This window comes from Kosakonia sp. HypNH10, from assembly GCF_029850615.1.
GTDB lineage: Bacteria > Pseudomonadota > Gammaproteobacteria > Enterobacterales > Enterobacteriaceae > Kosakonia > Kosakonia cowanii.
Window position 1 is genome coordinate 448,547 of sequence record NZ_JAOTIU010000004.1, and the last position, 26,639, is coordinate 475,185.

The 26,639-nt window shown below is 56.4% G+C and carries 23 protein-coding genes and 3 tRNA genes; 11 read left to right on the forward strand and 15 right to left on the reverse strand.

The features are described 5' to 3' along the window. Window position 1: 1 nt before the first annotated feature. The 3 genes from amiB to nnr are packed head-to-tail and all read right to left on the reverse strand — an operon-like array spanning window position 2 to window position 3,312. Window positions 2-1,330, reverse strand: a complete 1,329-nt coding sequence (amiB, locus tag N7V53_RS14475; protein WP_279793775.1) for an N-acetylmuramoyl-L-alanine amidase AmiB — start codon at window positions 1,328-1,330, stop codon at window positions 2-4. A 16-nt stretch (window positions 1,331-1,346) separates the two neighbouring features. Further along, complete coding sequence (gene tsaE, locus N7V53_RS14480) at window positions 1,347-1,808, reverse strand: tRNA (adenosine(37)-N6)-threonylcarbamoyltransferase complex ATPase subunit type 1 TsaE (protein WP_023478430.1); 462 nt, start codon at window positions 1,806-1,808, stop codon at window positions 1,347-1,349. Next, entirely contained in the window at window positions 1,801-3,312 is a 1,512-nt protein-coding gene (nnr, locus tag N7V53_RS14485) for a bifunctional ADP-dependent NAD(P)H-hydrate dehydratase/NAD(P)H-hydrate epimerase (protein WP_279793776.1), read from the reverse strand. The genes tsaE and nnr overlap by 8 nt, the downstream gene beginning before the upstream one ends. A 14-nt stretch (window positions 3,313-3,326) precedes the next feature. On the opposite strand from nnr, the gene queG reads away from it, so the two are divergent. Beyond that, a complete protein-coding gene (gene queG, locus N7V53_RS14490) occupies window positions 3,327-4,466 on the forward strand; it encodes a tRNA epoxyqueuosine(34) reductase QueG (protein WP_279793777.1) in 1,140 nt (379 codons plus the stop codon). A 269-nt stretch (window positions 4,467-4,735) separates the two neighbouring features. Here the strand turns inward: queG and N7V53_RS14495 are convergent. The 4 genes from N7V53_RS14495 to orn all read right to left on the reverse strand — a co-directional run bounded on the left by N7V53_RS14495 (window position 4,736) and on the right by orn (window position 5,899). Then, a tRNA-Gly gene (locus N7V53_RS14495) sits at window positions 4,736-4,811 on the reverse strand. A gap of 73 nt (window positions 4,812-4,884) precedes the next feature. After that, window positions 4,885-4,960, reverse strand: a tRNA-Gly gene (locus tag N7V53_RS14500). Between the two features lie 63 nt (window positions 4,961-5,023). Beyond that, window positions 5,024-5,099: transfer RNA gene (locus tag N7V53_RS14505), tRNA-Gly, on the reverse strand. A gap of 254 nt (window positions 5,100-5,353) precedes the next feature. Next, on the reverse strand, window positions 5,354-5,899 hold the full coding sequence (gene orn, locus N7V53_RS14510; protein ID WP_023478488.1) for an oligoribonuclease: 546 nt from the start codon (window positions 5,897-5,899) through the stop codon (window positions 5,354-5,356). A gap of 94 nt (window positions 5,900-5,993) precedes the next feature. Here orn and rsgA point away from each other — a divergent pair, with 94 nt between their 5' ends. The 3 genes from rsgA to mscM all read left to right on the forward strand — a co-directional run bounded on the left by rsgA (window position 5,994) and on the right by mscM (window position 11,474). After that, entirely contained in the window at window positions 5,994-7,049 is a 1,056-nt protein-coding gene (gene rsgA / locus N7V53_RS14515; RefSeq protein WP_279793778.1) for a small ribosomal subunit biogenesis GTPase RsgA, read from the forward strand. 98 nt (window positions 7,050-7,147) lie between these two features. After that, window positions 7,148-8,119, forward strand: a complete 972-nt coding sequence (gene asd / locus N7V53_RS14520; RefSeq protein WP_124970445.1) for an archaetidylserine decarboxylase — start codon at window positions 7,148-7,150, stop codon at window positions 8,117-8,119. A gap of 22 nt (window positions 8,120-8,141) precedes the next feature. Continuing rightward, window positions 8,142-11,474 (forward strand): miniconductance mechanosensitive channel MscM, encoded by a 3,333-nt coding sequence (gene mscM / locus N7V53_RS14525; protein ID WP_279793779.1) that lies wholly within the window; start codon window positions 8,142-8,144, stop codon window positions 11,472-11,474. An 87-nt stretch (window positions 11,475-11,561) separates the two neighbouring features. Here the strand turns inward: mscM and epmA are convergent, their stop codons facing one another. Beyond that, window positions 11,562-12,539 (reverse strand): elongation factor P--(R)-beta-lysine ligase, encoded by a 978-nt coding sequence (gene epmA, locus N7V53_RS14530; RefSeq protein WP_124970451.1) that lies wholly within the window; start codon window positions 12,537-12,539, stop codon window positions 11,562-11,564. Window positions 12,540-12,846: 307 nt separating this feature from the next. Between epmA and frdA the strand changes: the two genes are divergently transcribed. The 5 genes from frdA to N7V53_RS14555 all read left to right on the forward strand — a co-directional run bounded on the left by frdA (window position 12,847) and on the right by N7V53_RS14555 (window position 16,754). After that, on the forward strand, window positions 12,847-14,637 hold the full coding sequence (gene frdA / locus N7V53_RS14535; RefSeq protein ID WP_279793780.1) for a fumarate reductase (quinol) flavoprotein subunit: 1,791 nt from the start codon (window positions 12,847-12,849) through the stop codon (window positions 14,635-14,637). Continuing rightward, complete coding sequence (locus tag N7V53_RS14540; protein WP_054803043.1) at window positions 14,630-15,364, forward strand: succinate dehydrogenase/fumarate reductase iron-sulfur subunit; 735 nt, start codon at window positions 14,630-14,632, stop codon at window positions 15,362-15,364. The genes frdA and N7V53_RS14540 overlap by 8 nt, the downstream gene beginning before the upstream one ends. A 10-nt stretch (window positions 15,365-15,374) precedes the next feature. Continuing rightward, window positions 15,375-15,770 carry a fumarate reductase subunit FrdC gene (gene frdC / locus N7V53_RS14545; RefSeq protein ID WP_054803044.1) on the forward strand — a complete coding sequence of 132 codons (396 nt, stop codon included), beginning with the start codon at window positions 15,375-15,377 and terminating at the stop codon, window positions 15,768-15,770. A gap of 10 nt (window positions 15,771-15,780) precedes the next feature. Beyond that, entirely contained in the window at window positions 15,781-16,140 is a 360-nt protein-coding gene (gene frdD, locus N7V53_RS14550; RefSeq protein ID WP_279793868.1) for a fumarate reductase subunit FrdD, read from the forward strand. An 83-nt stretch (window positions 16,141-16,223) separates the two neighbouring features. Continuing rightward, window positions 16,224-16,754, forward strand: coding sequence for a lipocalin family protein (locus tag N7V53_RS14555; protein ID WP_279793781.1), 531 nt, complete (start codon window positions 16,224-16,226; stop codon window positions 16,752-16,754). Here the strand turns inward: N7V53_RS14555 and sugE are convergent. Then, complete coding sequence (gene sugE, locus N7V53_RS14560) at window positions 16,751-17,068, reverse strand: quaternary ammonium compound efflux SMR transporter SugE (RefSeq protein ID WP_023478475.1); 318 nt, start codon at window positions 17,066-17,068, stop codon at window positions 16,751-16,753. The genes N7V53_RS14555 and sugE overlap by 4 nt on opposite strands. Window positions 17,069-17,334: 266 nt before the next feature. On the opposite strand from sugE, the gene N7V53_RS14565 reads away from it, so the two are divergent. After that, entirely contained in the window at window positions 17,335-17,934 is a 600-nt protein-coding gene (locus N7V53_RS14565; protein WP_279793869.1) for a LuxR C-terminal-related transcriptional regulator, read from the forward strand. A 29-nt stretch (window positions 17,935-17,963) separates the two neighbouring features. Here the strand turns inward: N7V53_RS14565 and ecnB are convergent, their stop codons facing one another. The 3 genes from ecnB to efp form a co-directional block, all read right to left on the reverse strand. Beyond that, a complete protein-coding gene (ecnB, locus tag N7V53_RS14570) occupies window positions 17,964-18,110 on the reverse strand; it encodes a lipoprotein toxin entericidin B (RefSeq protein ID WP_023478333.1) in 147 nt (48 codons plus the stop codon). A 108-nt stretch (window positions 18,111-18,218) separates the two neighbouring features. After that, entirely contained in the window at window positions 18,219-18,350 is a 132-nt protein-coding gene (locus N7V53_RS14575) for an entericidin A/B family lipoprotein (protein ID WP_034811937.1), read from the reverse strand. Window positions 18,351-18,407: 57 nt separating this feature from the next. Next, window positions 18,408-18,974, reverse strand: coding sequence for an elongation factor P (efp, locus tag N7V53_RS14580; protein ID WP_023478480.1), 567 nt, complete (start codon window positions 18,972-18,974; stop codon window positions 18,408-18,410). A 41-nt stretch (window positions 18,975-19,015) separates the two neighbouring features. On the opposite strand from efp, the gene epmB reads away from it, so the two are divergent. Continuing rightward, a complete protein-coding gene (epmB, locus tag N7V53_RS14585) occupies window positions 19,016-20,044 on the forward strand; it encodes an EF-P beta-lysylation protein EpmB (RefSeq protein WP_279793782.1) in 1,029 nt (342 codons plus the stop codon). A 76-nt stretch (window positions 20,045-20,120) separates the two neighbouring features. Here epmB and N7V53_RS14590 read toward each other — a convergent pair whose 3' ends face one another. The 3 genes from N7V53_RS14590 to N7V53_RS14600 all read right to left on the reverse strand — a co-directional run bounded on the left by N7V53_RS14590 (window position 20,121) and on the right by N7V53_RS14600 (window position 26,600). Then, the gene (locus N7V53_RS14590) at window positions 20,121-21,785 is read right to left on the reverse strand and encodes a methyl-accepting chemotaxis protein (protein ID WP_347882217.1); all 1,665 of its coding nucleotides are present in this window, start codon (window positions 21,783-21,785) and stop codon (window positions 20,121-20,123) included. A gap of 296 nt (window positions 21,786-22,081) precedes the next feature. After that, a complete protein-coding gene (locus N7V53_RS14595; protein WP_023478338.1) occupies window positions 22,082-22,435 on the reverse strand; it encodes a DUF4156 domain-containing protein in 354 nt (117 codons plus the stop codon). 145 nt (window positions 22,436-22,580) lie between these two features. Further along, window positions 22,581-26,600 carry an Ig-like domain-containing protein gene (locus N7V53_RS14600; RefSeq protein ID WP_279793784.1) on the reverse strand — a complete coding sequence of 1,340 codons (4,020 nt, stop codon included), beginning with the start codon at window positions 26,598-26,600 and terminating at the stop codon, window positions 22,581-22,583. Window positions 26,601-26,639: the final 39 nt, after the last annotated feature.

A 26,639-nucleotide genomic window follows, 5' to 3' on the forward strand; every position in this document is an offset into this window, starting at 1 on the left:
CTTAGTTAAGCAGACCATCTGCGGGCGCGCCCGCATTCGCCATTTGCGCACCGCCCTGCGGGGCTGATTGCAGAGGATGCGCAAGGAAGTAGTTACGCAGGCCGCCATAAATGGCCGCCGCGATTTGCTGTTGGTAATCGTCGCTGGCAAGCAGGCGCTCTTCGCTGCGATTACTGATAAACCCGGTTTCCACCAGCACAGAGGGGATATCCGGCGAGCGCAGCACGCCAAGGCTCGCATGCTCCGGGCGGCGTTTATGCAGCGCGCCCACGCGTTGAAGCTGGCTCAGCATATTGGTGGCGACATCATAGCCGACGCGCTGGGAGTGGCCGAACTGCAGATCGAGCACCGCCTGGCTGAGATAAGGGTCGGACTGGCTGTTAGCCAGCACATCGCCCGCGCCGCCCAGCAGTTCCGACTGCTTCTCGTGCTGCTCAAGCCAGCTTGCCATTTCGCTGTTGGCACGGCGGTTAGAGAGCACCCACACCGAGGCGCCCGTCGCGTCGCGGTTCGGCGCGGCATCCGCATGAATCGAAACCAGGAAGTTGGCGTTCTGTTTACGCGCCACGTCGGAACGGCCCATCACTGAAATAAAGTAGTCGCCGTCGCGGGTCATCACCGGTTTAAACATTGGGTCGGCATTCAGCAAAGCGCGAAGCTTACGGGCAATGGCAATCGTCACGCTCTTCTCCTGCGTGCCGCCAGCGCCAATTGCGCCGGGATCCTGACCGCCGTGACCGGCATCAATGGCAATAATCACTTTATCGCCCGAGGCCGCGCGCGTCTGTGCGGCGGGCCGGGTGGTGGTATTACTGCTTACCACGCTGGTGATGCGATCGTTGTCCGGTTTAAACGGATTGCGCGCAGGCGCAGTCGGTTGCGGCCTCATAACCGGGGTCTCGGCGCGCTTCACCACCACGGGCGGCGGCGGAGGCGGAGGTGGCGCATCGGCATCGATGGTGAAGACCACCGTATATCCTGCCCCGCTCTGCTGTTTTACCGCGCGGGTTTTGCCGTTTTGCGTCAGGTCGACCACCAGGCGGATCGACTGGTTATCTTTCGCCGTCCCGGCACGGATGCTCTTTACCAGGTTACTACCGCTAAATTGCAGCGGCAGCCCCTGGATAATGCCGGTCTGCTTAATATCGAGCGCCACGCTGCGCTTGCCCTGCTGGCTAAACGCATAGTCAGGATCGCCCATAAAACTGAAGGTGATACGTGCCTGGTTCTCGCCATTCGATACCTGAATATCCGCTAAACTCGCGGCGTTAACCTGGAAACAGAGCATCAACAGCGTAAGCGCCAACCAACTTGTTATGCGAGAGATCATCCCGTCACCTTTCCTGTTAACCAGCCATACGTGCCAGTAACGACTCGCCCGATGAGGATACCGCGCCAATGCGCGCCTCACGCCCCTGCGCCTGATAATCTAAATGGATTTCAATATCCGGCTCCGGCAATACGCCTGTGCCCTGCTGCGGCCACTCGACGAGGCAGATCGCGTCGTTGGCAAAATAGTCGCGGATGCCCATAAACTCCAGCTCTTCCGGATCGGCGAGCCGATAGAGATCGAAGTGATAGACCTTCAGCTTATCGAGGTCGTACGGCTCCACCAGCGTGTAGGTCGGGCTTTTCACATTCCCGTTGTGACCCAGTGCCTGCAGAAAGCCGCGGCTAAAGGTCGTTTTGCCGGCACCAAGATCGCCATACAGATAGATCACCGTTGCGCCCGCGCACGCTTGCGCCACGCGCTGGCCGAGATCGAGGGTGGCTTGTTCATCAGGTAAAGGGATCACGCGATTAATCATTTTCTGTATCAATTACATCCGGGTTAACAACACGCAGCAGCGTGCTAAAAAGATCGGTAGCCAGCATGCCGCGCTGGCCATACTGAGCCGCCCGCAGATCCGCCGCCGCGCCGTGCGCGACGCAGCCTGCACAGGCAGCATCATACAAACTGAATTTCTGTCCGAGCAGCGCGCCGATAATACCAGAGAGCACGTCGCCCATGCCGCCGCTGCCCATTCCGGCATTGCCGGCATCAATAATACCGCATTCGCCTTCCGCGCTCGCCACCACCGTGCCTGCACCTTTCAGCACTACCACGCCCGCATAGCGTTTTACCAGACGCTGCGCCGAAAGTAAGCGATCACTCTCAATTTCCGCCACGCTGCAGTTAAGCAGACGCGCCGCTTCGCCGGGGTGCGGCGTTAATACGCGATTGTGACGTTTATCGGGGTTGATTGCCAGAAGGTTCAGCGCATCCGCATCCCACAGCATCGGTTTACGGAAGTTCTCCACTTTTTGCAGGGCTTTTTTGCCCCACTCCTGCTGACCGAGGCCGGGACCAATCACCACCACGTCGGCCCATTCGAGGCTCTCATCAAGAGACTCTGGCGTAAGTTCATCAACCATAAGTTCCGGCCGCTGGGTGATGATGGGGGCAATGTTCTCGCGGCGCGTCAGAATACGCACTAAACCGGCACCGGTACGCAAAGCCGCTTCGCCCGTCATGCGGATAGCGCCCGCCGTACCGTGGTCACCGCCAATAATCACCAGCCGCCCGTTATCACCTTTATGAGACGTTGGCAGGCGCGGCGTAAACCATTCTGAAAGTTGGCTGGCGTCAAAACGGGAAAGGGATGGCTGCTGCCCATCAAGCCAGGCTTCAAGGCCCAGCGCATGATGATGCAGTTGCCCTACCACATCGCGCGCTTTGCCGGTAAGCAGACCCGGCTTCAGGGCGATAAAAGTGATGGTGTGGCGCGCCTGAATCACTGCACCGGGTATGGTGCCGGTCTGTGCATTAAGACCAGAAGGGATATCAAGGGCAATACGCGGCGCAGCGTGCTGGTTGGCGCGCGTAATCAGCGCCGCAACGTTGTCGCGCGGTGCGCTGCTCAATCCGGTGCCGAGCAGGCCGTCGATAATCAGATCAACACCTTCAGGCCAGAGTACCTCTTCGGCGTGGATTGTGCCGCCAGCACTGAGCCAGGCCTCACGTGCCTGCGCCGCCTCTTCAGGGAGCGGTTTATCGCTCTCTAGCGCGATGAGGGTAACCTCAATGCCCGCGGCGGCGGCAAGACGCGCAACAACATAGCCATCGCCGCCGTTATTGCCATGCCCGCAGAGCACCAGCCAGTGCTTTGTATCGGGATAATTATCCCGCGCCACCTGAAAAGCGGCCTGGCCTGCGCGCAGCATCAATTCATATAGCGTAATGCCAAGGCTGTCCGCCGCCTCTTGCTCGAGACGTTTCAGGTCGTCAGCAGGCCAGATAGAGTGTGGTATACTTGCGGCGTTTTTTTTCATCTCTATGGTCCGTCATGTCACAGCCCCTCGATCTCAATCAGTTAGCGCAACAAATCAAGCAATGGGGCACTGAATTAGGTTTTCAGCAGGTCGGTATTACCGATACCGATCTCACCGCCAGCGAGCCGAAGCTGCAGGCGTGGCTGGATAAGCAGTATCACGGCGAGATGGAGTGGATGGCGCGTCACGGTATGATGCGCGCCCGCCCCCATGAGCTTCTCCCCGGCACGCTTCGCGTTATCAGCGTACGGATGAACTACCTGCCGCCGAACGCGGCCTTCGCCAGCACGCTGAAAAACCCGGCGCTCGGCTATGTCAGCCGCTACGCGCTGGGTCGCGATTATCATAAGCTGCTGCGCAGCCGCCTTAAAAAGCTCGGCGAGCTGATCCAGCAGCAGTGTGCTTCGCTGAATTTTAGACCGTTTGTCGACTCTGCGCCCATTCTTGAGCGGCCGCTGGCGGAAAAAGCCGGCCTTGGCTGGACAGGTAAGCACTCACTTATTCTCAGCCGCGATGCGGGGTCGTTTTTCTTTCTTGGCGAACTGCTGATTGACCTTCCCCTGCCCGTCGATCAACCGGTCGAGGAAGCGTGCGGGCGCTGCGTCGCCTGTATGACCATCTGCCCAACCGGGGCGATTGTCGAGCCCTATACCGTCGATGCGCGTCGCTGTATCTCCTATCTCACCATTGAGTTAGAGGGCGCGATCCCCGAGGAATTCCGCCCGCTTATCGGTAACCGGATTTACGGCTGCGATGACTGCCAGCTTATCTGCCCGTGGAACCGCTTCTCACAGCTTACGGATGAGCCGGATTTCAGCCCGCGCAAAGCCCTGCATGCGCCAGCGTTGGTTGAACTGTTTGCCTGGAGTGAAGCGCACTTTTTGAAAGTCACGGAGGGGTCGGCTATTCGCCGTATCGGTCATCTGCGCTGGCTGCGCAATATTGCGGTCGCGCTGGGCAATGCGCCGTGGGATGAGGCGAATATCGTGGCGCTGGAACAGCGGCTGGGTGAGCACCCACTTCTTGATGAGCACATAGCCTGGGCGATTGCGCAGCAAATTGAGAAGCGTAATGCCTGCGTCGTTGAGGTGCAGCTGCCGCAAAAACAGCGTCTGGTGCGGGTGGTAGAAAAGGGTCTGCCGCGCGATGCCTGAGCCATCCACAGCTTGTGAATAAAATAAAAAACACATTACGTTTCAACGTTAACAAATTCGTCAAGCGATCGCGTTAACATTTTGAAATGTTATTTTTATTTTATAATTCAGTGGGTTACAAATAAATAATTTGATAAGCGAAGCGATAGAATCCAGGCTAAGCAAAGCTCGCCCTGTGGATAACTCTGTTCACAATACTTTTTTAGCACGAAAGGAAATCGCCCGCAGCGCGGTTCTTCGCTGTGGATAATTTTTTGGAGATGAAAGATTGGAGCGGGAAACGAGACTCGAACTCGCGACCCCGACCTTGGCAAGGTCGTGCTCTACCAACTGAGCTATTCCCGCATACTTATCTGGCCTGGCTGATTGCCGTGAACCAGTAAATCTGGATGGTGCGTGCCTTGCGGCATTTCAAATTTGGAGCGGGAAACGAGACTCGAACTCGCGACCCCGACCTTGGCAAGGTCGTGCTCTACCAACTGAGCTATTCCCGCATATTTATCAGAGTTCAGTGTCAAAAAACCGAAGCCTGTAAATTGGATGGTGCATTTCAAATTTGGAGCGGGAAACGAGACTCGAACTCGCGACCCCGACCTTGGCAAGGTCGTGCTCTACCAACTGAGCTATTCCCGCTTATCAGCGCTATTTCAAGAAGTTAAAGCATTTAACCGCTGAAATTTCGTGATGCCGTGTTTCACATTTCTGTGTCTTCACGGGAGGCGCATTATACGAGAAAACATTCCTGCTGCAAGCCCCTGAAAGCAAATTTTCGTTTTTTTTGTTTAACTGCCGATTTAATCGACAAAACGCGCATTTTTGCAGCAAAACCGCGCCAGCACTGGTTTGCAGAGCCGAAAACGACATATCGGCTCTGCACACGCAGACGCTTACAGTTTAATAAAGTGTTCGCGGTAGTAAGCCAGCTCCGCCACCGATTCGCGGATATCATCCAGCGCCTGGTGGGTATTCTGCTTTTTCAGGCCGGTCAGCACTTCCGGTTTCCAGCGGCGCGCCAGCTCTTTCAGGGTGCTGACATCCAGATAGCGATAGTGGAAGTAAGCTTCCAGCTCCGGCATGTACTTAAACAGGAAACGGCGATCCTGGCCGATGCTGTTGCCGCAAATGGGCGATTTCCCGGCCGGTACCCACTCTTTCAGAAACTCAATCGTCGCCAGTTCTGCCGCGCGATCGTCAAAGGTGCTCGCTTTAACGCGTTCAACCAGGCCGCTGCCGGTGTGGGTTCGCACGTTCCACTCATCCATCAACGCCAGCTGCGCGTCGGATTGATGCACTGCCATCACCGGCCCTTCCGCCAGGATATTGAGGTTGGCGTCGGTCACCAGTGTCGCGATCTCAATAATGCGATCGCGCTCGGGATCTAAGCCCGTCATTTCGAGATCAATCCAAATGAGGTTGTTTTCATTTGCGCTCATGCTATTTTCCACCCTTATCGCGTCACTATATTCATCCAGAATTGAGTGTATCATAGAGGTTTTGCCCATCCGGGGCGACCAGGAGCCAGCACGATTGAGTAAAAATAAACTCTCCAAGGGACAGCAGCGCCGCGTTAAAGCGAACCACGAGCGCCGACTGAAAACCTCGACGGAGAAACCCGATTACGATGACAACCTGTTTGGCGAAACGGCCGAAGGGGTGGTCATTAGCCGCTTTGGTATGCATGCCGATGTAGAATCCGCCGATGGCGATGTGCATCGCTGCAACATTCGCCGCACTATCCGCTCGCTGGTTACCGGCGATCGCGTGGTCTGGCGGCCAGGCAAAGCGGCCGCAGAAGGCGTCAACGTGAAAGGGATCGTCGAAGCGGTGCACGAGCGTACCTCGGTGCTTACGCGCCCGGATTTCTACGATGGCGTTAAACCCATCGCCGCCAATATCGACCAAATCGTTATCGTCTCGGCGATCCTGCCAGAACTCTCACTCAACATTATTGACCGCTATCTGGTGGCCTGCGAAGCGCTGGACGTTGAACCGCTGCTGGTGCTGAATAAAACCGACCTGCTCGATGAAGAGGGCCTGGCGTTCGTTAACGAGCAGATGGATATCTATCGTCATATTGGCTACCGCGTATTGATGGTCTCCAGCCATGCGAAAGATGGCCTTGATCCGCTGATCGCAGCCTTGACCGATCGCATCAGCATCTTTGCCGGCCAGTCCGGCGTCGGCAAATCGAGCCTGCTGAATGCGCTGCTCGGCCTCAACGAGGAGCAGATCCTCACTAATGACGTCTCTGGCGTCTCAGGTTTGGGCCAGCACACCACCACCGCCGCGCGCCTCTACCACTTCCCGCAGGGCGGCGATGTGATTGACTCTCCGGGCGTACGCGAGTTTGGCCTCTGGCATCTCGAACCGGAACAAATCACCCACGGTTTTGTCGAATTCCATGATTATCTCGGTCACTGCAAATATCGCGACTGCAAGCACGATACCGATCCCGGTTGTGCGATCCGCGAAGCGGTAGAGAATGGCAAAATCGCGGAGAGCCGCTTCGAAAATTATCACCGTATTCTCGAAAGCATGTCGCAGGTAAAGACGCGTAAAAGCTTTTCTGAATCAGATGACTGACAACTAAGCTAAGCGTCGTTAGAATCGTCCCCCATTTTAAGACTCCGACGCCGGGCGTCGGGTCAGGAACGACAGTAAACAATGGCCTGGAGGCTACCTTGTTAAACTCATTCAAACTTTCGCTTCAATACATTCTGCCGAAACTGTGGCTCACTCGCCTGGCGGGCTGGGGCGCAAGCAAACGTGCAGGCTGGCTGACCAAACTGGTTATCGATCTGTTCGTGAAATACTACAAGGTCGATATGAAAGAGGCGCAGAAGCCGGATACCGCCAGCTACCGCTCTTTTAACGAATTCTTCGTTCGCCCGCTGCGCGACGAGGTACGCCCGCTTAATACCGATCCGAACGTGCTGGTGATGCCGGCGGATGGCGTAGTGAGCCAGCTTGGCGCAATCGACAATGACAAGATCCTGCAGGCTAAAGGCCATAACTACAGCCTCGAAGCGCTGCTGGCAGGCAACTACCTGATGGCGGACCTGTTCCGTAACGGTAGCTTTGTCACCACCTATCTTTCACCGCGCGACTACCACCGCGTGCATATGCCGTGCAACGGCATCCTGCGTGAAATGATCTATGTCCCGGGCGACCTTTTCTCCGTTAACCACTTAACGGCGCAGAACGTACCTAACCTCTTCGCCCGTAACGAGCGCGTCATCTGCCTGTTCGACACTGAGTTTGGCCCGATGGCGCAAATTCTTGTCGGCGCGACCATTGTTGGCAGCATCGAAACCGTCTGGGCGGGTACCGTTACGCCGCCGCGCGAAGGGATCATCAAACGCTGGACCTTCCCGGAAGGTGAAAGCGAAGGCGCGGTCGCGCTGCTGAAGGGCCAGGAGATGGGCCGCTTTAAGCTCGGCTCCACCGTTATCAACCTGTTTGCGCCGGGTAAAGTGCAGCTGGTTGAAGCGCTACGCAGCCTCTCAGTGACCAAAATCGGTCAGCCGCTGGCGCTCTCCACCGAGCCGTTTGTGCCGGTTGATGCGCAGGAGCCTGCACCGCTGCCGGAAGAAGAAATTAAAGCGGAACATGACGCCAACCCGCTGGTTGACGACACCAAAGAAGACGTTTAAGCCTCACCCCAGGGAGACTGTAGTGCGCCTGATTATCGCTTTTCTGATGGCCTGGTGCCTCAGCCAGGGAGCCGTTGCCGCAACGGCTCCCGATGCCCGTCAAATTGCCCAGGAGCTGGAGCAAGCCAAAGCGGCGAAAAACACGCCGGACCAGGCGGAAATTGTTGAAACGCTGCAAGGCGCGCTGAACGCCCTCGACGAGCGTAAAGGCTCCCTTGAACGCGCCCAGCAGTATCAGGACGTGATTGACAACTTCCCTAAACTTTCCCGCACCCTTCGCGCCCAGCTCGATAATCTGCGCGACGATCCCCCTTCTGTTTCACCCGGCATGAGCAGCGATGCGCTCAACCAGGAGATCCTGCAAGTCAGCAGCCAGCTGCTGGAGAAGACGCGCCAGGCGCAGCAGGAGCAGGAGCGCGCACGAGAGATCAGCGACTCCTTAAGCCAGCTTCCCCAGCAGCAAACCGATGCCCGCCGCCAGGTGACGGAAGTGGAGCGTCGCCTCGGGGCGCAAACCAGCAACTCGGCGCTTGCCCAGGCGCAAAATTTTGCTGCCCAGGCGGAGTCATCAAAGCTGAAAGCAGTGGTTGATGAATTAGAGCTGGCGCAGCTTTCTGCCAATAATCGCCAGGAGCTTGCGCGTATGCGCTCAGAGCTGGCGCAAAAGCAGAGCGAGCGGCTGGACGCTTATCTACAGGCGCTGCGCAATCAACTCAACAGCCAGCGTCAGCGCGAAGCCGAGCAGGCGCTGGAGAGCACGGAAATGCTGGCGGAGAACAGCGCGAATCTGCCCGCCAGTATCGTCGAGCAGTTCCGTATCAACCGTGAACTCTCACAGGCGCTGAACCAGCAGGCACAGCGTATGGATCTTGTCGCTTCGCAGCAGCGCCAGGCAACCGGGCAAACGCTACAGGTGCGCCAGGCGCTTACGACTCTGCGCGAGCAGTCCCAGTGGCTCGGCGCATCGAATATGCTCGGCGAAGCGCTGCGCGCGCAGGTGGCTCGTCTGCCGGAGATGCCGAAACCGCAGCAGCTGGATACCGAAATGGCGCAGCTGCGCGTGCACCGCATGCGTTATGAAGATCTCCTCAACAAGCAGCCGCAGCTGCGACAGATTCGCCAGGCGGATGGCAAGGTTCTGACCGCTGAGCAAAACCGTATTCTTGAAGCCCAGCTGCGCACGCAGCGCGAACTGCTCAATTCGCTGTTGCAGGGCGGCGATACGCTGATTCTGGAGCTGACCAAACTTAAAGTTTCCAATAGCCAGCTTGAAGATGCGTTAAAAGAGGTGAATGAGGCAACTCACCGCTATCTCTTCTGGACGGCAGATGTCAGCCCGATGGGCTTCTCCTGGCCACTTGAGATTGTGCAGGATCTGCGTCGCCTGCTGTCGCTGAACACCATCAGCCAGTTAGGCAAAGCCAGCGCAATGGTGCTGACCAGCAAAGAGACGCTCTTCCCGCTGTTTGGCGCGCTGGTTCTGGTGGGGGTGAGTATTTACTCACGTCGCCACTTCACCCGCTTCCTGGAGCGCTCCAGCGCCCGCGTCGGCAAAGTGACCCAGGATCACTTCTGGCTCACCATGCGCACCGTCTTCTGGTCCATTCTGGTGGCGTCACCATTGCCGGTGCTGTGGGCAACGCTCGGCTACTGTTTGCAGGAGGCGTGGCCCTATCCGCTGGCGGTAGCGATTGGCGATGGCGTCACCGCCACCGTGCCGCTGCTGTGGGCAGTGATGATCTGTGCGACCTTCGCCCGCCCAACCGGGCTATTTGTCGTCCACTTCGGCTGGCCGCGAAACCGCGTGGCGCGCGGGTTACGTTACTACCTGATGAGCATCGGCTTTATCGTGCCGCTGATTATGGCGCTGATTATGTTCGATAACCTGAACGACCGGGAATTCTCCGGCTCGCTCGGGCGGCTCTGCTTTATCCTGATTTGCGGTGCGCTGGCGATTGTCACTCTCAGCCTGAAACGCGCCGGCATTCCGCTGTATGTCGATAAGAGCGGCAACGGCGACAATATGGCTAACCATCTGCTGTGGAACCTGCTGCTCTGCGCCCCGCTGTCGGCGATTCTCGCTGCCGCGGTCGGTTATCTGGCAACCGCGCAGGCGCTGCTGGCAAGGCTGGAAACCTCTGTTGCGATCTGGTTCCTGCTGCTGGTGGTCTATCACATTATTCGCCGTTGGATGTTTATCCAGCGCCGCCGTCTGGCCTTTGAGCGCGCACGCCATCGACGCGCAGAGATCCTTGCGCAGCGCGCACGCGGTGAAGAGGATGCCGCCCATCAGCTCAGCACTGAAGGCACCGCCGACATTGACGAGCCGGAAGTCGATCTTGACGCCATCAGCGTGCAGTCCCTGCGCCTGGTGCGCTCCATCCTGATGCTTATCGCCCTGCTGTCGGTGATTTTCCTCTGGTCTGAGATCCACTCTGCCTTCGGCTTCCTCGAGAACATTCCGCTGTGGGATGTCACCTCCACGGTACAGGGCGTTGAAAGTCTTGAACCGATTACCCTCGGCGCGGTGCTGATTGCCATCCTGGTGTTTATTATCACCACCCAGTTGGTGCGCAACCTTCCTGCTTTGCTTGAGCTGGCGCTGTTGCAGCACCTTGAGCTGACGCCGGGGACAGGTTACGCCATCACCACTATCACCAAATATCTGCTGATGCTGTTTGGCGGGCTGGTGGGCTTCTCGATGATTGGTATTGAGTGGTCGAAGTTGCAGTGGCTGGTGGCCGCGCTCGGTGTTGGTCTCGGGTTTGGTTTACAGGAGATCTTTGCCAACTTTATCTCTGGCCTGATCATTCTGTTTGAGAAACCGATCCGCATCGGCGATACGGTGACGATCCGCGATTTGACCGGCAGCATTACCAAGATCAATACCCGCGCGACCACCATCAGCGACTGGGATCGCAAAGAGATCATCGTGCCGAATAAGGCCTTTATCACCGAGCAGTTTATCAACTGGTCGCTCTCGGACTCCGTCACGCGCGTGGTATTAACGGTGCCCGCGCCGGTCGATGCCAACAGCGAAGAGGTGACGCAGATCCTTTATACCGCCGCCGAGCGCTGTTCGCTGGTGATTGATAATCCGCCGCCGGAAGTGTTCCTGGTGGATTTGCAGCACGGGCTGCAGCTGTTTGAGTTGCGCATCTATGCGGCTGAGATGGGCCATCGCATGCCGCTGCGCCACGAAATCCACCAGCTTATTCTGGCGGGCTTCCGTGAACATGGCATCGACCTGCCCTTCCCGCCGTTCCAGATGCGCCTTGAGAGCCTCGACGGTAAACGCGCGGCCAAAACGTTGTCTTCAGCGGGGAGAAGCAGCCGCCCGGCGGGCAGCCTGTAACTCTTTGAGTGCCGGCTTATCCGGCCTGCGGAGGGGTTACTCTTCAGGCCGGGTGAGGCGTAGCCGCCACCCGGCACAAACGGGCAGTTACGACCGGTCGACGCTAAACGCCATCACTTCCGCCAGCGTTTCAGCCTGCAGCGCCAGCATCACCAGACGATCAACGCCCAGCGCGACGCCGGAGCAGTCCGGCAGGCCTGCTTTTAACGCTTCCAGCAAATTATGATCCACCGGCTGCTGCGGCAATCCGCGCGCGGCGCGCTTGCGGTTATCCTGCTCAAAACGCTGCTGCTGCTCGCGGGCGTCGGTCAGCTCATGGAAGCCGTTCGCCAGCTCAATGCCTTTGAAGTAGACCTCAAACCGCTCCGCGACGCGGTGATCTTCGGTGCTGATCTGCGCCAGCGCCGCCTGGCTTGCCGGGAAGTGGTAAACAAAGGTCGGACGATCTTTGCCGATCTGCGGCTCCACACCCATGGCGAACAGCAGTTGCAGCAGGGTGTCGCGATCCTCTTCCGTATCGGCGATATTGCTCAGATCCAGCTTCGCCGCCACTTCACGCAACTGGGCTTTATCCGCCGAAAGCGGATCGACCTCCAGATAGCGCTGGAATGCCTGCTGATAGGAGAGCGACTCTGCTGCCGGACACTCCAGCACCTGTTGCAGCAAATCATCCACCTCATTCATCAAACGGTACATGTCATAGTGCGGACGATACCATTCGAGCATGGTGAATTCAGGGTTGTGATGACGCCCCATCTCTTCATTACGGAAGCTGCGGCAGAGCTGGAAAACCGGGCCACAGCCCGCTGCCAGCAAGCGCTTCATATGGTATTCGGGGCTGGTCATCAGGTAGAGATTGATGCCCTGAGAGTGGCCGGGGCCAACAAAACGGGTTTCAAACGGGACCAGATGTACATCGGTCACCGTTGCCTGACTCATACAGGGCGTCTCCACCTCCAGTACGCCGCGATCGGCAAAGAAACGGCGAATTTCCGCCATAATTGCCGCGCGTTTCAATAAGTTGGGGATGGATGCGCTCGGCTGCCAGGTTGCCGTCTCGCTCATGGTTCTTTCTCCGATTTCTAACAAGGGCACGAAGTCTACCCGCATCGATCTGGTTAGACAAATTTTGCACAAATAATTTTCATAGCCCTCGTCAATAAATAGATATGAGCTATTTAGAGATGATATCGATCAAGCTGGAAGCCGTATCACGCGGAAGAACAGCAAAACACTCGAACACGTCAAATTTCCCCTCAGTCAATATGGATATACTGCCCGCTACCCCAAAAGGAGCAGTGGACCTCTTCCGTAATGAAGGCAAGCGCACCTGGCTTATCGTTGCGGAACAACAATAATCTGGAGGAATGTCGTGCAAACCTTTCAAGCCGATATCGCTGTGATTGGCGCAGGCGGAGCAGGATTACGCACCGCGATTGCCGCGGCGCAAGCCCACCCCAACGCTAAAATCGCACTGATTTCAAAAGTCTATCCCATGCGCAGCCACACCGTTGCCGCCGAGGGCGGTTCCGCCGCCGTCGCCCAGGATCATGACAGCTTCGAATACCATTTCCACGATACCGTGGCAGGTGGTGACTGGCTTTGCGAACAGGATGTCGTCGACTACTTTGTCCATCACTGCCCCACGGAGATGACCCAGCTTGAACAGTGGGGCTGCCCGTGGAGCCGCCGCGACGACGGCACGGTCAACGTGCGTCGCTTTGGCGGCATGAAGATCGAGCGCACCTGGTTCGCTGCCGATAAAACCGGCTTCCACATGCTGCATACGTTGTTTCAAACCTCGTTGCAGTTCCCGCAAATTCAGCGTTTCGACGAACATTTCGTGCTCGATATCCTGGTGGATGACAACCATGTGCGCGGCCTGGTCGCGATGAACATGATGGAAGGCACACTGATTCAGATCCGCGCCAATGCGGTGGTAATGGCCACCGGCGGCGCAGGCCGCGTTTACCGCTATAACACCAACGGCGGCATCGTCACCGGCGACGGCATGGGCATGGCGCTGTCGCACGGCGTGCCGCTGCGCGATATGGAGTTTGTGCAGTATCACCCGACCGGCCTGCCCGGCTCCGGCATTCTGATGACGGAGGGCTGCCGCGGCGAAGGCGGTATCCTGGTGAATAAAAACGGCTATCGCTATTTGCAGGATTACGGCATGGGGCCGGAAACACCGCTCGGCGAGCCGAAAAACAAATATATGGAGCTTGGCCCGCGCGACAAAGTGTCGCAGGCCTTCTGGCACGAGTGGCGCAAAGGCAACACCATCTCCACGCCGCGCGGCGATGTGGTGCATCTCGATCTGCGTCATCTGGGCGAGAAGAAGATCAAAGAGCGCCTGCCCTTTATTTGCGAGCTGGCAAAAGCCTATGTCGGCGTCGATCCGATCAAAGAGCCGATCCCGGTGCGCCCGACCGCGCACTACACCATGGGCGGCATTGAGACGGATCAGAATTGCGAATCGCGCATCGCCGGGCTGTTTGCCGTCGGTGAGTGCTCCTCGGTCGGCCTGCACGGTGCTAACCGTCTTGGCTCTAACTCGCTTGCGGAGCTGGTGGTCTTTGGCCGTCTGGCGGGCGAACAGGCGGTTGAACGCGCCTCCACGGCCAGCCCGGCAAATGACGATGCGCTCAACGCTCAGGCCGCCGATGTTGAACAGGGTCTGAAGGCGCTGGTGAATCAGAACGGCACTGAGAGCTGGGCGAAAATCCGCGATGAGATGGGCGAATCGATGGAAGAGGGCTGCGGCATTTATCGTACGCCGGAGCTGATGCAGAAAACCGTCGATAAGCTTGCTGAGCTACAGGAGCGCTTCAAACGGGTACGCATTACCGACACCTCCAGCGTCTTCAACACCGATATTCTCTACACCCTCGAGCTGGGTCACGGCCTGAACGTTGCCGAATGTATGGCCCACTCGGCGCTGGCACGCAAAGAGTCGCGCGGTGCCCATCAGCGTCTCGACGAAGGCTGTACCGAGCGCGATGACGTTAACTTCCTCAAACATACGCTCGCGTTCCGCGAGGCGGACGGCACAACCCGCCTTGAATATAGCGACGTGAAAATCACCACGCTGCCACCGGCGAAACGCGTTTATGGGGCGGAAGCGGAGTCGGGTGAGAAGAAGGAGACGAACAATGTCTGAGATGAAGAACCTGAAGATTGAAGTGGTGCGCTACAACCCGGAGGTCGACAACGCGCCGCACAGCGCCTTCTATGACGTGCCTTACGATGAAGCCACCTCGCTGCTCGATGCGCTGGGCTATATCAAAGATAACCTCGCGCCGGATCTCAGCTATCGCTGGTCCTGCCGGATGGCGATTTGCGGCTCCTGCGGCATGATGGTCAACAAAGTGCCGAAGCTGGCCTGCAAAACCTTCCTGCGCGACTACACCAAAGGGTTGAAAGTCGAGGCGCTGGCCAACTTCCCGATTGAGCGCGATCTGGTGGTTGATATGACCCACTTTATCGAGAGCCTCGAGGCGATTAAGCCCTATATCATCGGCAATACGCGTACGCCGGATCAGGGGCCGGGCAAGCAGACCCCGGCGCAGATGGCGAAGTATCACCAGTTCTCCGGCTGCATCAACTGCGGTCTCTGCTATGCCGCCTGCCCGCAGTTTGGCCTCAATCCGGAGTTTATCGGCCCGGCGGCGATTACGCTGGCGCACCGCTATAACCTCGACAGCCGCGACCACGGCAAACAAGAGCGCATGGCGCAACTCAACGGCCAGAACGGCGTGTGGAGTTGTACGTTTGTCGGTTACTGCTCGGAAGTCTGTCCGAAGCATGTCGACCCGGCCGCTGCCATTCAGCAGGGCAAGATTGAGAGTTCGAAAGACTTTCTTATCGCCACCCTGAAACCTCGCTAAGGAGTGCATGATGACGACTAAACGTAAGGCCTGGGTTCGCCCCATGCCGTCAAGCTGGTGGAAAACCCTGCCGTTTTATCGCTTCTATATGCTGCGCGAAGGGACGGCGATCCCGGCGGTCTGGTTCAGCCTTGAGTTGCTGTATGGACTTTTCGCGCTGAAAAACGGGCCGGAGAGCTGGATGGGCTTTGTCGCTTTCCTGCAAAACCCGGTTGTGCTGCTGCTCAACCTGATCGCGCTGGCAGCGGCGCTACTGCATACCAAAACCTGGTTCGATCTGGCACCGAAAGCGTCGCTTATCATTGTGAAGGGCGAAAAAATGGGGCCAGAGCCGGTGGTAAAAGGGCTATGGGTGGTGGCTGCCGTGGTCACGGTGGTTGTGCTGTTTATCGCCCTGTTCTGGTGAGGAATTGATGATGATTAACCCAAATCCAAAACGTTCTGACGAACCGATGTTCTGGGGGCTGTTTGGCGCAGGCGGTATGTGGAGCGCCATCTTCGCGCCGGTGATGATCCTGCTGGTCGGCCTGCTGCTGCCGCTCGGTCTCTTCCCCGGCGAGGCGCTGAACTACGAGCGCGTTATCGCCTTTGCCCATAGCTTTATTGGCCGCGCCTTTCTCTTCTTAATGATTGCGCTGCCGGTCTGGTGCGGTCTGCACCGCATCCACCACATGATGCATGATTTGAAAGTGCACCTGCCCCAGGGGAAATGGATTTTCTACGGCCTCGCGGCGATTATTAGTGTCGTTGCGTTAGTCGGCGTGATTTTCCTGTAAATCCTGTCGCTCTCCTGCACGTGCAGGAGAGCAAATTTCCCGCCATCTTCTACACTTACGTAAAAGCCAGGAGGGAGAATACCATGCGTTTACTGCCTATCTTCGCAGCGGTCACCGCTGCCTTTTTAGTCACGGCCTGCAGCACGCCAACGCCGCCAAAAGGCGTCACCGTAGTGCAGAATTTTGATACGCAACGCTACTTAGGGAAATGGTACGAAATTGCCCGCTTCGATCACCGCTTTGAGAGCGGTCTGGAGCGCGTCACTGCGACCTACAGCCTGCGCGACGATGGCGGCTTAACCGTTATCAACCGGGGTTATAACCCGGATCGCGGCAAATGGCAGGAGTCCGTCGGGAAAGCCTACTTTACCGGCGACCCACGCACCGCATCGCTGAAGGTCTCATTCTTTGGCCCGTTCTATGGCGGCTACAACATCATCTCGCTGGATAAAGAGTATCGCCATGCGCTGATTTGCGGCCCGGATCGCGACTACCTGTGGATCCTTTCCCGCACGCCGACCATTTCGGCCGACGTGAAAGAGAAGATGCTGGCAGAAGCGACCCGCCAGGGCTTCGAAGTGAACAAGCTAATCTGGGTCGATCAGCCCCATTAATGGGCGCTGATTTTTAAGCCAATAATTCCGGCCACAATCAGACAGAGGCTAACGATACGCGCCAGGCTTGCGGACTCGCCGAGTAATACAATCCCGGCGATCGCCGCGCCAACGGCGCCAATGCCGGTCCAGACCGCATAAGCGGTTCCGACCGGCAGGGTTTTCATTGCCCATGAGAGCAGTACGACGCTAATAAGCATCGCCACGACGGTAATAATGCTGGGAGTGATGCGGGTAAAACCGTGGGTATATTTCAGGCCGATAGCCCAGACGACTTCAAGAAGACCGGCGATGACGAGAATAAACCAGGACATGGTTGGCTCCAGTACGGGGCCGTCCCCGAATTAAAAGTGACGCTGTCGGGTCGTCCCGCCAGCCAGGTGAAGAAGGTCAGATTTTCTCCTCTTTGCCGGCGGATTTCAACCCCACAAACCCCCATTCAGTTTCAGGAAGTTAAAGCAAGAAATAGCCCCTCTTCGCAGCGGAATTCAGGCATTTATTCATCATATCCAGCGAATATGATGAATCGCTTTCCTGGGTACAGGAAGCCGTGCGCCCTCCTCTGACTGCGAAGAAAAATATGTTCAAAATGCTTGTGATTGATCGCTGTTACTTCACCCGCTCAGGGATGGAAACCTGGCTCAATCAAATTGATTTATTTCCTGCCTCTTTTATTGTCACCGCTCTGCATAACTTGATGCTGGCGAAAGAGCATATTGTTCAATGGCAGCCGGATTTGGTGATTATTGATTTACACGGTTTTAAAGATGAAATTCATCATATTCAACAGCTTGCTTCGCTCTTCTCGGTGTGCGGCACATCCTGCCAGGTGATGCTGCTGGAGTCGGGTCACGACACCCAGCTGTCGGCATTTTGTGCGCAGTTCCCCATCGCGGCGATCTTGCAAAAGACGGATCCGCTGGAAAAAGTGGCACAGGCCATTGATAACATGATGCAGGCGCGCCCGGTCAGGCAGTCACGGCGAGTCGTGACGCCGCTATTAACGCGTCAGGAAGAGAAAGTATTAACCCTGTGGATGGAAGGCAGAGATAACGCGGCAATCGCAGCAAACATGCGGATCAACGGGAAAACCGTTTATACCTACAAAAGAAACATTCGTATGAAATTGGGGATGGGAAACCGCTTTACGCCGTTTTTGTCACTACCAGAGGCAAACTAACGGTACGGCACAGGCCGTACCGGCAGTCATCACTGTTGTGCTTTGGTCGCAGCGCCAGAAATTGCGCTACCGCCATCGGAGATATCTTCGCCGACGCCACGGGTGGTATTACACGCCGTCAGCACGGATGAAAGAACCAGTACAGAAAAGATCGCAACAAATGTCTTCTTAACCATAATATCTTCCTTTTATTGTCAATATCGTTTGTGTATAGCCACTTAAGCATAGACAAATTCCCGAAAAGCGACGGGAAAAAAGCGGATTTTTAAGACGAGAGGAAGTTATTAACTGGCGGCGTGCGAAATGATATGACCAAGCGTCTGCACATCTTCGCCGATACCGCGCGCGGTATTGCAGCCTGCGAGCAGTGCGCAGCTGATAAGCAGCAGTGAGAGGAGTTTTGCGAGACGTTGCATTATCCGGGCCTCAACGAACCCGCGACGCAGCAGAGCGCTACGCCGCGGTTGCGCGCATTACTTCACGCGAGATACATATTCGCCGGAGCGGGTATCAACTTTGATCACTTCGCCAACCTGTACGAACAGCGGCACTTTAACCACAGCGCCGGTGCTCAGGGTAGCCGGTTTGCCGCCGGTACCTGCGGTATCACCTTTCAGACCCGGATCGGTATCAACGATTTCCAGTTCAACGAAGTTCGGCGGCGTGACGGAGATCGGCTGGCCGTTCCACAGAGTCACGATGCACTCGGCCTGATCCAGCAGCCATTTTTCGCTGTCGCCAATCGCTTTTTTATCAGCAGAGAGCTGTTCAAAGGTTTCGTTGTTCATGAAGTGCCAGAACTCACCGTCGTTGTAGAGGTAAGTCAGGTTCATATCCACAACGTCCGCGCCTTCAGCCGAGTCGGTAGACTTGAAGGTTTTCTCAACGCGGGTACCGGTCAGCAGACGACGCAGTTTAACGCGTGCGAACGCCTGGCCTTTGCCCGGTTTCACGAATTCGCTGGCCTCAACCGCGTACGGTTCGCCGTCCATCATGATTTTAAGACCGGCACGAAAATCGTTGCTATAGTAAGTCGCCATAAGGCCCTCTGAAATTGTTAACTGGTAGCTTAGCCAAAAAAATGGCACACATTGTAACCCTAAAATCCCCTTCCAGAGAAGATTGGTTATTGCAACTTGCCGATGTAATCACCGATCCCGATGAACTGCTACATATTTTAAATATAGAACCTGATGAAGCGCTGCTGCGAGGACGCGAAGCAAAGCGGCTTTTCCCGCTGCGGGTGCCGCGTGCATTTGTCGCGCGCATGCGCAAGGGCGATGTTAACGATCCGCTTTTGCGTCAGGTACTTACCACCAGCGAAGAGTTTATCTCCGCGCCGGGTTACAGCACCGATCCGCTCGATGAGCAGAGCAGCGTGGTGCCGGGGCTGCTGCACAAATACCGTAACCGCGCGCTGCTGCTGGTCAAGGGCGGCTGTGCGGTAAATTGTCGCTACTGTTTCCGTCGCCACTTCCCGTATGCCGATAACCAGGGCAACAAGCGGAACTGGCAGGGCGCGCTGGACTATATCGCCGCGCACCCGGAGCTGGATGAGATCATTTTTTCCGGCGGCGATCCGTTGATGGCCAAAGATCACGAGCTTGAGTGGCTAATCGCCCAGCTGGAAGCCATTCCACACCTTAAGCGCCTGCGTATTCATAGCCGCCTGCCGATTGTGATCCCGGCGCGTATCACCGACACGCTGGTTGCCCGCTTCGCCCGCTCCTCGCTGCAAATTTTGCTGGTGAACCATATCAACCACGCGCAGGAGATTGGCGACGATTTCCGCGCGGCGATGGTGCAGCTGCGCCAGGCGGGCGTCACGCTGCTCAACCAGAGCGTGCTGCTGCGCGGCGTGAATGACAATGCGCAGACGCTGGCGGATCTCAGCAACGCCTTATTTGATGCGGGCGTGCTGCCTTACTATCTGCATGTGCTGGATCGGGTAGAGGGCGCGGCGCACTTTATGGTGAGCGACGAAACGGCGCGGGAGATTATGCGGGAGTTACTGACGCTGGTGTCGGGGTATATGGTGCCGAAGCTGGCGCGGGAGATTGGCGGTGAGCCGAGTAAAACGCCGCTGGATCTACAACTGCGTCAACAGTAAAAAAAAGCACGGTCGCGAAATACGCAACGCGACCGTGAAAAAGCGCTTGCACGGGAAACAAGCGCGTGTCGGAACTTTAAAATGTCTCCCAGCCCTCATCGCTGCCGCCGGCAGGTGCCAGACGCGCACGCTGTACGGGTGCTTTCACGGAGCTGGCGCTGGTGCGAGTCGGCTGCTGGCCCGGTAAACGGAACACATCCACCAGCTGCTGCAGTTTCGTGGCCTGCTCTTCAAGGCTACCCGCTGCCGCCGAGGACTCCTGTACCAGCGAGGCGTTCTGCTGGGTAGTGGTATCCATTTCAGACATCGCCTGCGCAATCTGACCGATGCCACGGTTCTGCTCATCAGAGGCAGCGGCGATCTCCTGCATCAAATCCTTCACCTGCATGACGGAGTTAACGATACCGCTCATGGTTTCGCCAGCCAGATCCACCTGACGGGAACCCTCCTGCACATAGTTCACCGATTCGCTGATCAGCGTTTCAATCTCTTTGGCTGCCTGCGCGCTGCGCTGAGCGAGCGAGCGAACTTCGCCTGCCACCACCGCAAAGCCGCGGCCCTGATCCCCTGCTCTTGCCGCTTCTACCGCCGCGTTCAGTGCGAGGATGTTGGTCTGGAAAGCGATGCCGTTAATCACCGAGGTGATTTCAGAGATGCGTTTTGAGCTCTCCATAATGTCTTTCATGCGGTTAACTGCCACGCTGACTACGGTGCCGCCCTGTGCAGCGGTGTCGGAAGCGGTAATCGCCAGCTGGCTCGCCTGATGGGCGTTCTCGGCGTTCTGTTTCACCGTCGAGCTAAGCTCTTCCATGCTGGCGGCCGTTTCAACCACTGCCGCCGACTGCTGTTCAGTACGTGCTGAGAGTTCGTTATTGCCTAACGCAATCTCGTTCGCTGCCGTATTCACCGAGCTAGAAGCGGCGCGCACCATCTTCAGCGATTCAGAGACACGCTCGACCAGCAGGTTAAACGCGGCGACCGCACGACCAATCTCATCCATACGCCCGGTTGTCAGCGCCTGGCTCAGATCCAGTTTCTCGCTGATATTTTCCATGCCATCGCGCATATCGTTAAGGCGACGCTTGATGTTAAGCACGGTAAAGAGACCAAACAGACCGAGAATCAGTGTCGCGACCAGCGTGGCGCTAATCGATAAAACCATTGAGCGGTTAATCAGGCTGGAGTTAGCAGACACCGCGTTATTGACCAAATTGCTGTTATAGGCGACCTGATCGGTAAAGTCGTTAATTAATACGGCAATACTGTCAGCAACCGGCCCGCCTTTACGCATAGCCTGAATAATGGCAGCCCGATCATTACTCTCTGAGACTTTAAAAAATTGATCCATCACTGCGCGAAACTTTTCTAAATCGCTCAGCGTTTTATTCGACATCTCCTGATCGTGTTGATCGGAAACCAGATCTTTAATGTAACCCTGGTGCATGGCGTAAACGTCGTCATACAACTTTAATGCGTTCTGTTTGATTTCCGCCATTCCGGCGGGTTCTTCAGTCAGACCGTGAACGAAGAGCTGGCCGCGAATCGTCAGCACTTTCAGCATCTCTTTATTCATCATGTCCAGGCTGGGTAAGGTATTTTCTTTAAAGTTCGTTTGCGACTCACCCAGTTTCGATAAAGAAAATATCGCAATCAGGTTTGTGCCGATAAGGCTTAAAATCAGTAATGAGAAAGCGAGTAACAATCTCTTTGTAATATTCATTGGTAACTCCCGACACTTCATGCAAGAAATAGTATTGTTTTTTCACACTCCCTCGCGTTTCGTCCTGAAGTGAATATCGGCAGCGAAAATTATTACTTTATCTCGATATATCCTCTTTTTTAAAAAAAGATCGAATTCATGGAAATATAATTAAAAAAAGCATCAAGCTTAAGAAAACTTAATATTCAGAGAGGAGAAATTTAATTAGCAGGAAAATTATAATCGTCTTATTTACAAGCAGAGAATAAATAACAGCGATGGGAAAAATATCAGTTCTTTCAGCGCGCCCGCCATCACTGACGGGCAGAAGGGAAAAATCAGTTAGGGCACTTGTAAACCTGAGCGTTCATTTCGCTGGCGGTCGGCACAAAGCTCGACAGCACGCCCTGCGTCGGGCTGCTTACGTTGTAAAGCACATTACCGCCCATAGCGGCAGCCTGGTTGCGCAGGGCATTTGCCGCGCCGCGCATTGAGCCGCCCTCTTCGCCGTGCTGGCCAGAGAGCCAGTTGCTCTGCTTGCCGCTGGCGGTGCCGAGATACTGGCACTGTGCAGCCGGTTTATCTTCCACAAAACGCACGTTCTGGCCGCCTGCGGTGAGATCATTACTGCTGCTGCAACCCGCCAACAGAAACGCTGCGCCAACCATTCCCGCCAAATATTTTACCGACATGTTATTCCCCGTAATCAATGAGCTGGACGCGGTTCGTCCGTGTCTAAACCTTATACTAAAAAGATGACTAAAAGAAAAACGCCGCCATCGCAGGTCAGATAAATCAGTGAAGCCCCGCCGTGATGGCCGGGGCTTAAGTGCAGCATTAGCAACGATTTATGTTACTGCCAGAGAAAAGCTTATTGATCGGCACAACATCGACGGTTCCGTCCTGGGCGACAACGAACTTCACAATCGCCCAGACTCGGTCATTGAGATACCCGTTGGCATTAACAGACTCCCAGTCATAGGAGCGACCATCAGCAAGATAGAGCTTCACTTTCGCACCGCTTATATCGTTATGATCGGTCGAATAACGGTAAACCGCGTAGCAGTAATTTCCAGGATGCATTCGGTTGATGGTAATCGTTTCCGGGCCATAGCCCTGCGTATTATCCACATCCAGTTCCGCATCTGCTCCTGCTGGCTTACGGGAGGAGTACTGGACATGAGCAGTACTGTTACCTACCGGCACAAACAGGTGTGAATCGAGATCTTTCGGCCTGGCGTCCCAGGTCAACACCATACGCGCCGCCTTACCGTTAAGCAGCGGGGAGAGCACAAAGTTTTTTGTGTAATCAGTGACGCCCAGCAGACTCGCCACTAAGTCCGTTTCCAGCGTGATATAGCCCGCCAGACTCGCCTCCACAAAGTAATCTCCTTGTTTAAGCGTCAGGGAGTATTTACCGCTACTGTCCGACACTATGGTGTGAAGCGGTTGTGCATCGCCCTGCGAACGGAAGATCTTCACCGTGACACCCGAAATCGCGCTGCCGGTAACGGCGTTTATGGTGGTGCCATGCACCAGCACTGGCGGTAGGGTGAAACTTACCTTCTTGTTGGCATTGACATGGTTCGCGTTACTGAGCGACGCGGCGACCTGGACGTTTATCGCCTCTGCGCGCGTACTGAGCAGCGTCCCCACGGCGACACCGGCGCTGTCGGTTACACTCTGGCTGGTGATAGTGACATCTGACCCTTTATCCTGCGCCCAGTTAACCGTTACCCCGCCGATGGCGTTGCCGTTCGCATCCTTAACCGTTGCCCTGAAGTCAAAGCTGTCGGTGCCGTTGGCATCTTTCTCTATCGCCGGGCCATCCAGCACAACGCTGGCGATAGCCGCCGTTGTGACATCACCCGTGAAGTTAACCGGCTTGCTGGCGTAAGTGGTGCCTACGCTGGCCGTCACGGTGTAGCTGCCTGCGCGCAGGCTGGTGACGCTGGTACTCACTTTGCCATCGTCATCGCTTACCCCCTGGGCCGTGGTCAGTGCCGCCCCGGAGCTGACGGTAAATTTCACCAGCATGCCGCTCAGGATGTTCCCGCTGGCATCTTTCACAATAGCAGTGAGGTTATTCATGGCATTGCCATCCGCCACCGCGTTATTGGTATCAACCAGCAGATGGGCGTCGTCGATACGCGCCGTCGCGGTGTCAGCTACGAAGAGAGTAGACTTGCTGATAGTTGAGCCGTTTACCGTAGCATTCACCGTATAAACTCCGGCGGTACTGCTCACCACCGTCGTGCTCACTTTGCCATCTGCGCCAGTAAGACCGGCACTCGCCGCCAGCGTTGCCCCAGAACTGACGCTGAATCTGACCGCCACACCGGAGAGCGGGTTGTCATAGGCATCCACCACCGTCGCGGTCACACCGTTTGTATCCCTGCCGTTAGCCGCTGCGCCATCGGGCGAGATCGCTAAATTTTCATCCGGCAGCTGCGCGGAGTTGCCATCCGGGAGAAAAGTCGTGGTCAACCTCGCCGAATGGGAAGTGCCCACCAGATTCGCAGCGGCATTAAAGCTCCCCGCCCTGCGGCTGGTTAACGCCGTTTGCGCTTCCCCTTGCGCGTCCGTAACAGCCTGCGCTGGGGAGACTTTCACCGGGCTATCGGGCACAAACTGGATCGCCATGCCGGGAATCGGGTTGCCGAGCGCATCCGCCACTCTAACCTGCATCATGTTGATGTCGTTGCCATTGGCGAGGGCATTTTGCGCCACGCTGCTCTGCACAAAGTGCGCCGTTGCGCGGTCAACCTCAAAGGTCACCGTTTTACTGAGTGAGAGATTGTTAGCATTCGCCGTGACGGTGGATATCCCCGCGCGAGTATGGGTCAGCGACAGCATCACCTGCCCTTGCGCATCCGTCAGCACCGGGCTGCCTTCCACCAGCGTGGCACCGTTGTCTGCCGAAAACATCACAGGGTAACTGGCCAGCGGGTTGCCGTAGCGGTCGGTGACCGTGGCGCGAAGTTTGTTGGTTTGCACGCCGTTTGCCACCGCGTTATCAGCGAGCACGGTAAGCTCGGTGAGCCGCGCTGACGCGACATCGGCAATAAACTCGACTCGCGCGCTACGCTCATTACCGTTACGCAAAGCGGCGGTCAACACACCATTGCCGACCACCCGGCTTCGCAGTTGTACCGCTGCGATCCCCTGGTTATTGGTGTCGACCTCCAGCCACTCTTTATCAGAGGCATGATCGGTAAAGAGGGTCGCCGCCGGCACATTGTTACTGTCAGTCAGTTGTGACACGCGAAATGCCACGCGCTGTCCAACAAGCGGCTGCCTGTCACGGTTCACAATTCTGGCTTTCACCGTGAAGGCGTGCTGATTATCAGCGATCTGCGCCGCGTCAGGGGTGAGCGTGAGCTGATCCACCACAACACTTGAGCGCATCACGTGGAGAGTGGTTGTCACCGGCTCAGAGCGATTGCCTTTTTCATCTACGCCGATGGCGGTTAAAACATAATCCTGCGATGCACTGGCTGCCCGGCTGTGGCTGGGAGCATACGCCGGAACCTGCACCTCCAGCGCCGTCATTGACGGTTGGCTGAAGCTGCCACCATTGACGCTGAAATTCGCCGATGCCTGCCATTCAATACGCTTCAGCCCATATTTCGCTTTTGCCACCGTCACAGGAATAGAGAGCGTCGAACCCGCCTCAACCGTATAGTGCTGCGGAATGGAAAGCGCCACCAACAGCTGCTTTCGGTACTGCATCACAATGTTGTAGTTACGATCCACCAATGCATATCTGCTTCCCATCAGGCTACGCTGGATATCCAGATTATCGGCATCGAGCTGACGCCACAGCGGCACGCCGAGGCGATAGTTCATCGACAGATCAAAGCGGGTGTCACGGGTGTCTCCAAATGAGCGCTCTCCGGAGAGCGTTAACAGCGGAAAGGGCGAGTAGTTCAGCCCCAACGTTAACGCCCAGGGATCGTTTTTCAGATCTCCGCTGCTGGTCAGCGCGATATTTTTGCCTAAGTAGCGCTCATACTTTACCGAGCCGCCCCACTGGGGTTGCGATGGCAACCAGCCATCAAGACGAAGATCAAATCCGTTCGCCGGGCGTTCGTCGTAATCTTTCATCTTTTCAATCGTCGAGGGGTGCCAGTCGGTAAGACGGTGATAGGCGTTCGCCGACAGCTTCAGGAAATTCCCCCACGCTTCGCCACCCATCCCTAAACGGGCGTTTTTGCCCGTGTAGTCGTAGTCATAGAAGGTGTTGACGCCGTACATCCAGGCATCGATCTGCTGGCGATAGCCGAGACCAATATTGGTAATGTTGCGTTCATCATTTTTACGCAGCCCCAGTTGACCGAATAGCAGTTGATCCTCGGTATCATGCAGGGGTAAAAGCACATCGCCGCCAATGTTGCCGTCGCTATCCAGCGTGGCATTCACCGTGCCTTTTTGCCCCACCCAGTCCTGAAGCTGCTGGTTAATCAACCCGCCCCCTACGCTGCGAGCGAAATCAGCAGACGCTTTCCCGACATCTTCCGACATCAGTAATTGACCGGTCTGCGCGACTTTCGGTGCCAGCCACGCATCGGCTGCGGCAGGTTCAACTGCCTCCTCCGCCTGCATATCGAGCGTTGGCAAAGGCGGGTTATTTTGCGCCTGGGATGCAACCGTCGGTGAAAGGGTGTGGGATAACATTCTGGGCTCGCTAATTAGCGCCTGTAGCCCGGCCATCGTTTCATCCATGCTGCGATAATCGGCATATTCTTTTGCCTGTGCCGCAGGAGTGAAGGAGAAAAAGAGTGGGCTGAATAACTGGAGCGCGATAATTACCCACGCGGCACCACGCTTCCAGCCGGGAAGTTGTCTGGTTTTCATTATTAAGTCATCAAGGAAAAAAGACGAAAAAGCCGTTTT